The organism is Bradyrhizobium sp. PRIMUS42, assembly GCF_023006515.1.
GTDB lineage: Bacteria > Pseudomonadota > Alphaproteobacteria > Rhizobiales > Xanthobacteraceae > Bradyrhizobium.
This window is the reverse complement of sequence record NZ_JALBGZ010000004.1, coordinates 1-12,604: the sequence shown is the minus strand read 5'-3', so window position 1 is coordinate 12,604 and position 12,604 is coordinate 1. Positions and strand designations below refer to the sequence as shown.

13 protein-coding genes and 2 pseudogenes are annotated in these 12,604 nt (G+C 60.8%); 6 read left to right on the top strand and 9 right to left on the bottom strand.

What is annotated here, in order from left to right; translation table 11 throughout:
• Nucleotides 1–98 precede the first annotated feature (98 nt).
• The 5 genes from MOV75_RS01310 to MOV75_RS01290 all read left to right on the top strand — a co-directional run bounded on the left by MOV75_RS01310 (nucleotide 99) and on the right by MOV75_RS01290 (nucleotide 5,903).
• Nucleotides 99–1,358 (top strand): ABC transporter substrate-binding protein, encoded by a 1,260-nt coding sequence (locus MOV75_RS01310; RefSeq protein ID WP_246917271.1) that lies wholly within the window; start codon nucleotides 99–101, stop codon nucleotides 1,356–1,358.
• Nucleotides 1,359–1,442: 84 nt separating this feature from the next.
• Nucleotides 1,443–2,237, top strand: coding sequence for an SDR family NAD(P)-dependent oxidoreductase (locus MOV75_RS01305; protein WP_246917273.1), 795 nt, complete (start codon nucleotides 1,443–1,445; stop codon nucleotides 2,235–2,237).
• Between the two features lie 46 nt (nucleotides 2,238–2,283).
• Entirely contained in the window at nucleotides 2,284–3,930 is a 1,647-nt protein-coding gene (locus MOV75_RS01300) for an AMP-binding protein (RefSeq protein ID WP_309486921.1), read from the top strand.
• 72 nt (nucleotides 3,931–4,002) lie between these two features.
• The gene (locus MOV75_RS01295) at nucleotides 4,003–5,457 is read left to right on the top strand and encodes an NAD(P)/FAD-dependent oxidoreductase (RefSeq protein ID WP_246917277.1); all 1,455 of its coding nucleotides are present in this window, start codon (nucleotides 4,003–4,005) and stop codon (nucleotides 5,455–5,457) included.
• Nucleotides 5,458–5,648: 191 nt separating this feature from the next.
• Nucleotides 5,649–5,903, top strand: coding sequence for a hypothetical protein (locus MOV75_RS01290; protein ID WP_246917279.1), 255 nt, complete (start codon nucleotides 5,649–5,651; stop codon nucleotides 5,901–5,903).
• A 343-nt stretch (nucleotides 5,904–6,246) separates the two neighbouring features.
• Here MOV75_RS01290 and MOV75_RS01285 read toward each other — a convergent pair whose 3' ends face one another.
• From MOV75_RS01285 to MOV75_RS01275, 3 genes and pseudogenes are all read right to left on the bottom strand, one after another.
• The gene (locus tag MOV75_RS01285; protein WP_247004577.1) at nucleotides 6,247–6,501 is read right to left on the bottom strand and encodes a hypothetical protein; all 255 of its coding nucleotides are present in this window, start codon (nucleotides 6,499–6,501) and stop codon (nucleotides 6,247–6,249) included.
• Nucleotides 6,498–6,833 (bottom strand): hypothetical protein, encoded by a 336-nt coding sequence (locus MOV75_RS01280; RefSeq protein WP_246917284.1) that lies wholly within the window; start codon nucleotides 6,831–6,833, stop codon nucleotides 6,498–6,500. The genes MOV75_RS01285 and MOV75_RS01280 overlap by 4 nt, the downstream gene beginning before the upstream one ends.
• A gap of 2 nt (nucleotides 6,834–6,835) precedes the next feature.
• Nucleotides 6,836–7,299, bottom strand: a pseudogene (locus MOV75_RS01275) (helix-turn-helix domain-containing protein).
• A gap of 322 nt (nucleotides 7,300–7,621) precedes the next feature.
• Between MOV75_RS01275 and MOV75_RS01270 the strand changes: the two are divergent.
• Nucleotides 7,622–8,079, top strand: a pseudogene (locus MOV75_RS01270) (LysR substrate-binding domain-containing protein); the annotation flags it as partial.
• Nucleotides 8,080–8,299: 220 nt separating this feature from the next.
• On the opposite strand, the gene MOV75_RS01265 reads toward MOV75_RS01270, so the two are convergent.
• The 6 genes from MOV75_RS01265 to MOV75_RS01240 all read right to left on the bottom strand — a co-directional run.
• Nucleotides 8,300–9,157, bottom strand: coding sequence for an ABC transporter substrate-binding protein (locus MOV75_RS01265; protein WP_246917290.1), 858 nt, complete (start codon nucleotides 9,155–9,157; stop codon nucleotides 8,300–8,302).
• Nucleotides 9,158–9,193: 36 nt separating this feature from the next.
• Nucleotides 9,194–9,928 (bottom strand): amino acid ABC transporter ATP-binding protein, encoded by a 735-nt coding sequence (locus MOV75_RS01260; protein WP_246917301.1) that lies wholly within the window; start codon nucleotides 9,926–9,928, stop codon nucleotides 9,194–9,196.
• Between the two features lie 38 nt (nucleotides 9,929–9,966).
• Entirely contained in the window at nucleotides 9,967–10,731 is a 765-nt protein-coding gene (locus MOV75_RS01255; protein WP_246917293.1) for an amino acid ABC transporter permease, read from the bottom strand.
• A 1-nt stretch (nucleotide 10,732) separates the two neighbouring features.
• Entirely contained in the window at nucleotides 10,733–11,434 is a 702-nt protein-coding gene (locus tag MOV75_RS01250; RefSeq protein ID WP_246917296.1) for an amino acid ABC transporter permease, read from the bottom strand.
• Nucleotides 11,435–11,447: 13 nt separating this feature from the next.
• Nucleotides 11,448–12,215: an SDR family oxidoreductase gene (locus MOV75_RS01245; RefSeq protein WP_246917298.1), complete on the bottom strand. Its 768-nt coding sequence runs from the start codon at nucleotides 12,213–12,215 to the stop codon at nucleotides 11,448–11,450.
• Nucleotides 12,216–12,298: 83 nt separating this feature from the next.
• A partial coding sequence (locus tag MOV75_RS01240; protein WP_247004573.1) for a LamB/YcsF family protein occupies nucleotides 12,299–12,604 on the bottom strand: 306 nt, incomplete at its 5' end.

Genomic DNA, 12,604 nt, shown 5'->3' with positions numbered 1-12,604 from the left:
TAGGCGCTTGGACGCCTCAATGAACCTACGCCTTCCGAGGGGGGACCTGAGGACGCAGCCGGGATATCTCTTCGACGATAAGGGAGGTGCGGCGCGGTTTGCTGCACGCCAACATTTTCGGGGGGAGGTCGGTCATGAAGCGAGATTTTGCGCGGAGCTGTCGGGCCTTCGTCGGTGTTTGTGTTGCCCTTTGGATGACTTCTGCACGGACCGACGCGCAGCCGCGGTACGATGCCGGGGCGACCGATGCTACTATCAAGATCGGCAACGTTGCAGCGTCCAGCGGCCCTCTTTCGATCTATCGACCCTATGGCGAAGCGCTGAGCCGGTGCTTCGACAAGATCAATGCCGATGGCGGGATCAACAAGCGCAAGATCCAGCTCATCGCATATGATGACGCCTACAGTCCGCCCAAGACGGTGGAGCAGACACGCAAGCTCGTCGAGTCGGATGAGGTGCTATTTTTGATGGGCAGCATAGGCGGACCGACCAGCATCGCCACGGCCTCCTACCTTGCTCAGAAGCGCATCCCGCACCTCTTCATTGCGACGCCCTCATCCAAGGTGTCGGACGCGAAACTTTATCCGTGGATGATGGGCTGGCAGCCTGCCGCTTCGCAGGAAGGGGCCATTTTCGGCCGCTACCTCCGCGAAAAAATGGCGTCGTCCAAGGTCGGTATCCTGTACCAGAACGACGACTACGGGCGCGATTTCCTGGCCGGCCTGAAAGATGGCCTCGGTGACAAGGAAGCGGCAATGCTGGTCGCCGCCAAATCCTATGAGAGCACCGAACCGACCGTCAGTTCCCAACTCGTTCAGATCAAGGCCGCGGGCGTCGACGTCATCTACCTCGCCGCGACCGGCAAGTTCGTGGCGCAATCCCTCAAGGCAATCAAGGAACTGGGCTGGAAGCCGACGATCCTCGTGCCTTATACGGCGAATTCGACGGCCACCGTTCTGAAGAATGCCGACCTGAAGGGTGACGAGAAGCTGATCTCCAGCAGCTTCTTCAAGGATATCTCCGATCCTGCCAATGCCAACGATCCGGAAATCGCGCAGTGGCGCAACTGGATCGACCAATACTATCCGACCGCCAATCGCAACGAAGTGTATGTCGCCTGGGGATGGTCCATCTGCAATACCGTCGCGCACGTGCTGAAAGACGCGGGAGACGATCTGACACGCGAGAACATCATGCGGCTGGCGAACAGTTTCTCCGACTATGCGCCGCCGTTGGTGCTACCGGGAATCAGCCTGTCGTCGACCCCGACCGAGCATCGCTTGATCAAGTGCCTGCAAATGCAGAATTTCGCCGACGGCGCCTGGCGCTCGATGGGCGAACTGGTGTGCGCGAAATAGACCGGCCGGCGAATGCGCGGCGGCCGCCGGACCGGCGACAAGAGCCACGTAGGCGTCAATTGAATTCGAGTTGAGGATCATGCAATGACGGGACCGCGAAAAGGATCGAACGGCGCGGCGCGCTATGCCGCCGGAGCCGCGGCAATCGCCGGCGGATCGGGGGGCATAGGGCAGGCGATCGCGCGCACGCTAGCCGCGTCCGGCGCCGATATCGCCGTGACCTACAATCGAAACCGATCCGCTGCGGACAAGCTCGTGAGCGAGATCTGCAAGTCGGGACGTCGCGCGGCCGCCTTCCAGGTCGATCTTAGGGATGCCGGAGCGGTCGCCGCGTTTCATGCGGATGTCCAGAAAGACCTTGGAAGCCTGCATACGGCGGTCTACGCGGCCGGTCCATATATCGACATGCGGTTCATCGGAAGTCTCGAACCCGACCGTTTCGTCAGCACGCTCGGCGCCGACGTCTTCGGGGCGTACAATTTCTTCTATCACGCCATACCGGGATTGCGGGCGACGCGTGGCGTTGCGATCTGTCTGGGCACGCCCGCCATCCGTCGCTATGCCAAGAGAGACGTGCTTTCCTCGGCGCCGAAGGCCGCTCTCGAATCCCTGACCAAGGGGATCGCGGCGGAGGAAGGCCGCAATGGGATTCGGGCCAACATGGTTGGCGTCGGTGTCCTCAGCGATGGCATGTACCATGAATTGGTGGCCAAGGGCGATTTCGACGATCGTTTCATAGCATCGGCCAAACAGACGCTGGCGCTGGGTCGCCTTGGTACTGCCGAGGACATCGCGCTTGCCGTCGACTTCCTCGCATCTGATGCAGCCTCCTACATCACCGGGCAAACCCTGATGGTGGACGGCGGCTACGCAATTTGAGGGAGCGACGGCGTTTGGAAGGGCCTCTCCCGGCTTCGTCCGGCTTATGGAAGAGTTCGAAGGCGTAGGTATGAGCGACGGGTTGACGAAATTGACGTTGGGCGCCTTGCCGGCCGAAGCGTCCCGGAAATGGCCTCACAGAGAGGCGTTGGTATTCAATGATCGCCGCTGGACCTATGAAGCGTTCGATGCCGAGGTGAACGAGGTCGCAAAGGCCCTCATCAACGCGGGGGTGAAGCACGGCGAGCATGTCGCGGTCTGGGTGACCAATCGGCCCGAGTTCCTGTTCATTTTCTTCGCAGTCATCAAGATCGGCGCCGTCATCTTTCCATTGAATACCAGATACAGGGTCAACGACCTGAACTATGCGTTGCGACAAAGCGACTGCGTCACCCTGATTACCGTTAATCGCGGTGGCCCCATCGACTTTGGAGCGATGGTGAGGGACGTGCTGGGACCCGTTCACATCGGGACCGGGAAAAATATCCGATCGACGGCGTGTCCCCTGCTCAATCGAATCATCATGGTCGACGAAGGTGATTTGCCCGGCTCCTGGTCATGGGCAGATTTCATGTCAGGCGCGCGTCACGTCGCCGAAACCGAACTGGCCGCGCGCCTGAAGGCGGTGAAGCCCGGCGATGTTGCCATGATCATGTACACGTCCGGCACTACGGGCAATCCGAAGGGCGTGATGCTCAACCACGTCGGCATCGGCATGTGCGCGCAGCGAGCCGCATTGTTCGGCATGACCTTTGCCGATGTGCAGCTCAATTATCTCCCGCTATTCCACCTGTTCTCGCTCGGCTACATCGTGCTGCATAGCGTTCTGACCGGCGCCAAACAGGTGCTGATGGAGACTTTCGACGCAGCCGCGGCGCTAGGTCTCATTGAGCGCGAGCACGTCACGATGCTGTACGGGTACGATACTCATTTCAGCGATTTGATAGCGGCGAAAAAGCGGTCTCCGAAGGTCGGCCTGGGCACGCTTCGCACCGGCTGTTTCGCCGCTGGCCTGGAGAATTCGATTCCGATCGCCGTCGAGACCCAACGGCAACTATGCCGGACGCTGTCCGGCTGGGGCATGACCGAGACGTGGAGCGGTCAAACCTTGAGCTTCCTCGACGACGACGAGGACAAGCGCTGCATGGCTTCCGGCTATCCCATGCCCGGGGTCGAAATCCGGATCGTTGATCCCGAGACGGGAGATGACGTTCCACAGGGGCAGCAGGGCGAGATCTTGCAACGCAGCGATTGCTGCATGCTTGGATATTACAAGGATGCCGAGGCGACCGCGAAGATGGTTGACCAGGACGGTTGGCTGCACACCGGCGATGCCGGACTGATCCGTCCAGACGGACATCTTCGGTTTGTCGGACGCTACAAGGACATGCTGAAGGTCGGAGGTGAAAATGTTTCGCCGGCCGAAGTTGAGCTTCTTCTGACGCAACTTCCCGAGATCGCGCAAGTCGCGGTCGTGGGATGTCCGGACTCCAGATTGAACGAGGTCGCAGTTGCGTTCGTGGTTGCTCGGGTTGGGGTCGTGGTCGATCCGGAGGAAGTGATCAATTTCTGTCGCGGCAAACTGGCGAGCTACAAGATTCCGCGCCGCGTCATTCTGATCGATCAGCTTCCGATGACGGCGTCCGGAAAAGTCCAGAAGCAAAAGCTTCGCGATACGTTGAAGACGCATTGATCGCGCCCGACGGTCTTCGTACTGGCGAAATGAAACAATCTGTATTGGCGCGAAATGCCGGAAGGACCAGGTATGGGTAAGGTCAGGAAGTTGCGGGTAGCCATCGTCGGCGCAGGCGCGTCTGGCATCATGGCCGCCAAAAAGCTAAGAGATATCGGCGTCACCGACATGGTGCTTTTTGAAAAGGCCGACGATCTCGGCGGTACCTGGCGGGACAATACTTATCCCGGGCTGGCATGCGATGTGCCGTCGCATCTCTACCGATACTCTTTTGCCCCAAACCCCGATTGGAGCCAGCGCTATGCTCCCGGCGCTGAGATTCAGGCATATTTGAAGGGCGTCGCAACCAGCCACGGGATCGATGAACTCATCCAGTATTCCAGCGAGGTGATCGAAGCGATTTACAGGGATGGCCAGTGGCTCGTCCGGACGACGCGGGGCGATCAAGGTGCATTTGACGTCGTTATCACGGCCACAGGAGTTCTCCACCATCCCGTCTATCCGGATATTGAAGGCCTAAAGGAGTTTCAAGGCCCGGTTTTTCATACTGCGCGCTGGGATCACAGTGTGTACCTGCAAGGCAAGCGCGTCGGGATCATTGGCACTGGGTCGACTGCCGCCCAGATTTTGCCGGCCATCGTCGATGAAGTGACAAAGGTTTCGTTGTTTCAGCGCACGGCACAATGGGTCATGCCGCAACCGAATGCGCCGATTTCGGAGGAACGTAAGGCGCGCTATCGCGCCGACCCCAAATCGATGGACCAAAAATACCGAGAGCTCGCGCAGGTATTTAACGGCACGTTCTGTGCGGCGCTCGCGGGTGAAAATGCGGAAGTCTATGAATCGATGGCGAAAGCCTGCCAGGACAATCTGGATAGTATCGTGGATCCGGTACTGCGGGCTCGATTGACGCCGGACTACAAGATGGGTTGCAAGCGCCTGATCATCTCCGACCGCTTCTATCCCGCGATCCAGAAACCGAATGCCGAGCTTGTAACTACGAAGATCAGTCATATCGAGGCAGGCGGGGTACGCACCACGGATGGGCGTCTGCATGAACTGGACTGCATCGTGCTGGCAACGGGATTCGATCCACATCGGCTCTTCCGTCCGATGATCGTCATCGGCCGCAACGGCAACGCGCTGAGTGAAGAGTGGGCGGATGGCAACACCGCGTACCGGGCGATCGCCGTTCCGAAGTTTCCGAACTTCTTCATGTTGGGGGGGCCGCACAGCCCGATCGGAAACTTCTCGTTCCTCATGACGGTCGAACGCCAGTTGGCCTACCTTCTTCAACTGGTGTCTCTGCTGCAGTCGGGTTCGGCACGAGAAATCTCGCCGAGATCAGTTGCAACGGAAGCTTACAATGATGCGCTCAGGGAGAAGGTGGCTGGCTCCATTTGGGCGTCCGGCTGCCGAAGCTGGTATATCGACAAGAACGGAAATGTGGCCTCCTATCCGTGGTCCTATGAGAAATTTGAGCGTGATATGCACGCGCCTATGCTTGAGGACTTTGAGCTTGCATAGGCCTACTCTTCGTTCATCGTCATCGACAAGATGGCGAGTGCCCCGAGCGCTTCAAGATCCGACTTCTAGGTAGATTGGTGCAGCTCGCCTTGGCAACGGGGCAGTTGCGGCAGGTGGGCGCGCGCAGCGCAGTGTCGGCGTGCGTTTACTCTGCTTTCGCCGTTACATATCGACTAGTGCAGGTCCACTGGGTGGACGACACCATTGCGACCACGATTGAGTCGCCCGAGCTCGCCTTCTTCGCTCCTGGTCAAGATGCGTCGCCTTGGATCAAGGGATGGCACAAGGAGGTCATGGAGAGCCAGCGGTCCGCCGGCCTGAATACAAAACGAGGCTCTTGGTGGGCGGGCGGCATTGCGCCGATACTCAATCTGCAAGCGGCGGATGATCCATTTCGACCGCGTGATACGATAGGCGAACTGCAAGGGAATTTAGGGGTCGCGTGAGCGTGGTCGTGGTGCCAGACGCGAGTCACGCCCTTCCTTCTGAACAACCGGCCGCCGTCGTCAGAGCCGTTGTCGCGTGGACGCGAAGCCTCGAGCACGATTTGAGCGTCCTCTGATGCCTGATTGAAGCCACAACACCGCGCTGGCAGCCGTCGAGTGATGGCTTTGGCTAGATCAGACGGCAGGGGCGACCCTTGGACGCCACGCGACGAAACACCAGCGATGCTGTTGATTAGCAACGAGTTTATTGATCCGAATAACCTGCATTATGGAATATCCGAAGCTGACTTGGCGCCAGAATCTACCGAAAGCTGCGTCAAATTAGTTACTAAATCGTCATCGGCTAGAGAGATTCGACATGTGGCCTTAGCACGTCAACCGTCTCGATCAGTCCCGCAGCCTCCATCACGAGCAATAGCTCCGCTGGCGTCATTTCCGGTTTCTTGAAACGTTCGCGCATACGCCGAATAGCTGCAACAGCGCGCGCTTCGTCAAGTGCGATGGTATCCGCAATGAAAGCGTCGGCGGATTTCGCCTCCATGTTCAGGTCGGAAAGTACTGTCGCCGGGAAGTCCTTAAGGTTTTCAGTGATGATCATTGCGGCTTGCGTCTTGGCGGCCGCAGCAACAACGTGGTGATCAGCGGGATCGGGCACACCCGCCGCAACCGGCAAGAAGTTGTCAAAATCTGTAACCATGGCTCGAAGGCAGCTTCCATACTGGCGCGCGCCTGCTTCGCGCGCGCCTTTGCATCGTCAAAGCCTTTGCCGCTCAAGATTTCCTCGATAGCTGCTTCAGTCTCACCCAGGACGCGGGTCGACCAGCGGAGACGAAAAAATTCTGCCTCCGCCAAGGAGAGGAGCAGGTTCCTTTTGAGCGCGCTTGCAAGCGAGCACGCATCCACGAATGCGGTGAAACGGTTTGCAAACAAGCTTACAGATGCTCCGCGTCGCGCTCGGCGAGATTCGCAAGCGCGTTGCCTCGCTTCTCATCGCGCGTGCGCTTATATGCGAATAAGTCCTCTGCCCTAATCCTGCGATGACGCCCCACCGTCACGTGCTGAATTTCGTTCTTCTCAAGCAGCGAGACTAGAAACGGACGTGAGACATTCAGGATGTCGGCAGCTTGCTGCGTGGTCAACATCTCATGCACAGGCACGAGCGTCACCGCATCGCCGCGACCGATATGCCGAAGCAATTCCATCAAGAGGCTTGAGAGGGCCGGCGACAAGGTTATCTCGGCAGCCTGTTGCGCGTCGTCGAGCACGCGCAGTTTGGCGTCTCCCGCCGCATGCGATGCGAGAATCTGACGAAGCTGGTTGGCTGCCGCCTTCTCGCTCGCGGAAGGCAGGCGAGTCCCCCCCCCCCCAGCTCTTCGGCGTAGGCTGGCATGGTCATCGAATCTTCTCCCTGTACAGCTTTACGTGGCACGCCACATTCGAAATAAACGCAACAAGTGAAATAAACGAACTAACTGAAGTTCCAATCCGCCCAGACACCCTCACCTCCGTCAAGGATGGTTTCGGTTCCCTCACTAGGAATAAATTCCAAAATCTATCTTCTTCGAATCAAAAAGACCATGTGAATTCAAGGCACTAGTACAGCCACACCCTCCACCGCTGCAGCGCCGCTTCTAATGCCGTTCCAAACGGCCTTGCGTCAGCTTGGACGCGAGCTCGCAACGCGCCTGATCGCGCAACTTGGCGGCGCCTCGCATATCAAAGGGGTCGAGGTCGTCCCTCTGGTGGAGGAGACGGTTGCCCCGCTCTGCGCGCCCGCACTCGCAAGGTCGATAAAGAAGCCGACTGACCTGCTGGAACACACGCTCATCCGTTCGGACGTCAAGCAAGTACCGTGACATCAATGGTTCGCGGCGAACGGGGTGGAAGCGCCTGCGCTACACGGCATGCTTCGATGGTAGCTTTCTCGCGATTGCGACAGCTGCGAAGGGTTTGGCGTGGCGCTGGAATCAACGCTGTTGGCCGACCGCGAACTGTCCAGTCGACGATTAGTCGCGCCATTGGCGGAATGCGCCAATGTTATCCGCTACGTCGGTCATCGCCTCATCTATCCCCCGCCAGCCGACAGAGATCGGCGGTGCGAGCTTTCGCAGACTGGGTCGTGGAGCAACTAGGCGTCGTTCATCGCGCTGAGATCCAACTGTCTGGCCGAACCTAATCGGAACTAGGCAGGTGAACGGCTCATTTGCCTCTCGACCTCCACCACTTTCGGGCCGAACCAGCTCGTTCAGCGCATGGGAGTCACCGTCAAGGCAAAGCTGTACAGGAATGCCATCGCGAGTGAAATCGGCAATTACGAATCCATTCTCCTTGATCGCTTCAGCCGCTTGTTCATCGTTCGGTGGCCGGGAACGAGGCGCCGATCCCGGCGGCACGGCTCACGGGAGCGGCGTGAACTTGAGCTGGCTGAGCGGCACGACCTTGTCAGAGCGGGTCATCTTGAACTCGGTGGTCGGGCCGAGCCACTTGTCCCAGAGCTGGTTGATCTCACCCGCCTGATCGAGCGCGAGCAGTGTCTCGTTGACCTTGGCGAGCAGCGCCGGCTCGTCCTTCTTCATGCCGATGCCGATCGGCTGCAGTGCCATCGGCTCCTCGATCATCTTCAGCGGCTGGCCGGCGGACTTGGATTCGTTGACGAGCTTGGTGATGGTCATGGTGTTGGCCACCATTCCAACCGCCTTGTTCTGCTGGACCGCCATATAGGCTGAGCCGGTGTCGACGAAGGTGAGCGGGTCCGATTCGTTCAGCTTGATCGCGAGCTCGGAGGTCGATCCCTTGGTCGAGGCCAGCCGCTTGCCCTTGAAGTCGGCCTTCGTGGCGCCTGGGTCCGATGCCTTCACCGCCAGCATCTCCTTGGCGAGGTAGTACGGGTCGGAGAACTGGATCTGCTCGGCGCGGCCCAGCGTATAGGCGAGATTGGCGACCGTGATGTCGACGCGGCCGAGCTTGACCTCGGGCACCCGCGCCTCGACCGAGAGCGGGCTGATCTTCGCTTCTACGCCCCAGCGCTTGGCGATGGCTCTGCACAGGTCGACATCGAAGCCCACCATCTCGCGCGTTTTCGCGTCCGGCGCGGCGAACGGGTGTACGTCGGCGAAGGTGCCGCAACGCAGTTCTTTGCGCTGCATGATATCGGACAGCTGATCGGCCATCGCCACCGGGGCGAGGCAATTCAGGCCGGCGGCGACGATTGCCGCGCGGAGCGTGCATTTTCCAATCTCAGTACCAATCGACATTCCAAACTCCCTGTTTTGCATTGAAGGCGAGCGTCGTCATCGCGCCCGCAGGTCCGACAAGAAGCGCTGCGCGCGCGGATGCTGGGGCGAGCCGAAGAACGCACTGGGCGGCGCCGATTCGAGCAGGCGCCCAGCATCCATGAACCAGACACGGTCGGCGACATCGCGTGCGAAATTCATCTCGTGGGTGACGCACATCATGGTCATGCCGTCGCGAGCGAGCCCCCGCATCACCGACAGCACTTCGCCGACCATTTCCGGATCGAGTGCGCTGGTCGGCTCGTCGAACAGCATCGCCGGCGGCTCCATGGCCAGCGCGCGCGCGATCGCGACACGCTGCTGCTGGCCGCCGGACAACTGCGCCGGATAGTTCTCCGCCTTGCTGGAAAGCCCGACCCGGTCGAGCAGCTGACGCGCGATCTCCCGCGCCTTGCTCCGCTTGATGCCGTTCACCTTCACCGGCGACAGCATCACATTGTCCAGCACGCTGAGATGCGGAAACAGGTTGAAGCTCTGGAACACGAAGCCGATGCGGCTGCGCAGGTGGTTCATCGTCGAGCTGCCTATCTTGGCGTGGACATCCTGTCCGTCGAAGCGCAGCACTCCCGACTGGATTTCCTCGAGCCGATTGACGGTGCGAATGAGCGTCGACTTGCCTGAGCCCGAGGGGCCGCATACCACCACCACCTCGCCCTTTTTCACCTCGGCGTTGATGTCGACGAGGGCCGGCAGCGAACCGTAGAACTTGTTGATCCCGATGAATTCGATCATCGGCGCTGCCGTATTGCTCGGGGCTTGGTGCGACATGATCATGTCCTCGAGGCGCCGGCCGACGCGGCCGCCAGAGCGGGGGCTGCGAGGCCATTCGTGGATTGGGCGCGGCGGGCGGCAATCCGACGCTCGAGCGTGCTGGCCAGCTTGGTGAGAGTCCAGCACACGATGAAATAGATGATGGCGAGTATGAAATAGACCTCGAAAGGTTTGGTCAGCAGCCGGTTATTGATCTGTCCCGCCGCGAAGGTCAGCTCCGGTACATTGATGATGTAGCCCAACGTCGTCTCCTTGATGGTGGAGACGAACTGGCTGATGATGCTCGGGATCATGTTGAACAGCGCTTGCGGCAAAATCACGTAGCGCATCGCACCGAGGTGGCTGTGGCCGAGCGCCCGGGCCGCATCCATCTGCCCTCGCGGCAATGCCGTGATTCCGGCCCGCACGATTTCACTGAGAAACGCCCCCTCGTAGATGACGAGGGTGGCGAGCATGGTCACGAAGCCGGGAACGCTCTCGCCGATCAGGAGCGGCAGCAGGAAATAGACCCAGAGGATGATCAGCAGCAGCGGAACGCCGCGAACGACGTAGACCAGCGCCGTCGCCGGCCAGCGCAGCACGAGCCAGGGCGACAAACGAGCAAGCGCCATCGCCACGCTGAGCGGGAACGCCAGCGCGATGCCGAGAATCGACAGGATCAGGGTCGCGGCAATTCCGCCGAGCGGACCGTTCGGAAACTGACCGACCAGCAGCAGCAGCCAGTTGTCGCTGACGATGCCTATCATGTTGAACAGGAGCGTCATGTCAGAGCGCTCCCGCCATGCGGCTGCGCCGCTCGAAATAATAGCCAAGCCACATCAGGAGCAGCGAGCACGCGAGGTAGAAGACGGTCGCGATCAGGTAGGTCTCGAAAGCGCGGAAGCTCTGGTTTTCGACCTCCTTCACCGCATGCGTGAGTTCGGTGACGCCGATCGCCATGGCAAGACTGCTGTTCTTGAACAGCGACACCGTATGGTTCACCAGCGCCGGCATAGCGTTGCGGACCGCCTGCGGCAGCAGAATGTAAGCCATCGCGCCAAGATAGCTGTGACCCAGCGCGCGGGCGGCCTCCCACTGACCCTTTGGCACGGCGCGCAAGCCCGACCGATGGTCTTCGCTGAAATACGCGGCCTGACACAGCCCGAGCGCGATCACCGCGAAGATTGCCTCGCCGTTCTGATCGGACAGCCAGACCTGTAGCCGCTCGGGCAACAGGCTGGAGACGCCGAAGTACCAGAGCATCAGCTGCACCAGCGTCGGCACGTTGCGGTGATAGGCAACGTAGGCCTCGACCAGGGCGTCGGCGATCCGGCTTGGCAGCATTCGGATGGCGAGGAGGATGATGCCGAGGCTCATGGCGAGCAGCCAGGAGGCTGCGAAGATGATGAAGGTCATCTTCACCCCGTGGACGAGCATGCGGCTGAACTCGGGGTTCAGCAGGATCGCCATGAGGTCGAAGCCCTTCATCGCGGCCTCCGTTCTAGGTGACGGCTGGAGGGCTGGCGGGGCGCTCGGGACGGACCGTCGACAGTCCGCCGGGCACCTGCAGGGTCGGCGTGATCTCGATATGGCCGATGTTCACCGCCACCGGTGCGGCAATGGCGAAGGCGATCGCGTCGGCGATGTCCTCCGGCGCGGGCAGCTCGAATCCCTCGATGAAGGCGGCGCGGGTGGCGGCGGAGTCGCCGTGGACGTGGGCGAAGATATCGGTCGCGACCCGCCCCGGACAGATCTCGGTGACGCGAACGCGCTTGCCGAAGGCATCGATCCGGAGCTGACGGGACAGCATGCTGACCGCCGCCTTGGTGGCGTGGTAGGTCGAGTTGCCGCCGAAATTATAGGCGCCGGCGATCGAAGTGATGTTCACGACGTGACCGCGGTCGCGCGCCACCATGCCGGGCACGACGAGGCGGCACAGATGCAGGACGGCGCGCAGATTCACGTCGAGCAGCAGCTCGATATCCTCGGCATCGGCCTGCAGGAATTTCTTGGGCCGGTCGACGCCGGCGCAGTTGACGAGGACGTCGAATTCGACGCTGCTGGCGAGCTTGGTGATGGCGGGCAGGTCGCGAACGTCGATGGCATGGGGAATGCAGCCGACGCGCTCTGCCAGCGCCTTCAGCGGATCGGCGCTGCGCGCCAGCGCGTGCACCTGCAACCCCTCGCGCGCCAGGCGCTCAACGACGGCGAGGCCGATGCCTGACGAGGCGCCGGTGACGAGAGCCGTCCTGTAGTCGGAAAATGGCATCTGACTCCTCGCTGTTCTCCAGAGGCTACCGATGGAGCAGTTCCGCCGCCAAGATGGAATCACTTTGGCGGGATAAGGTGCGCTTATGATGGGCCACGCCCGGGGCCGTCGGTGATCAGCCGCGACACCGGCGCGATCTCCCCGCCGGCGGTCTCGATCGCGGCACGGATCGTCCGGGCGAACTCGACCGCGCCCGGGGTGTCGCCATGCAGCAGGATCGATGTGGCCTGCATCGGCAGCGCCCGGCCGGTCGCGGTGATGACGACGCCCTCGCAAAGCAGGCGCTGCACCCGTTCGAGCACGAGCGCCGGGTCGTGAATGACCGCGCCGGCCGTGCCCCGGGGCACCAGCAGTCCGTCATCGTCGTAGGCGCGGTCTGCCAGGAAAGT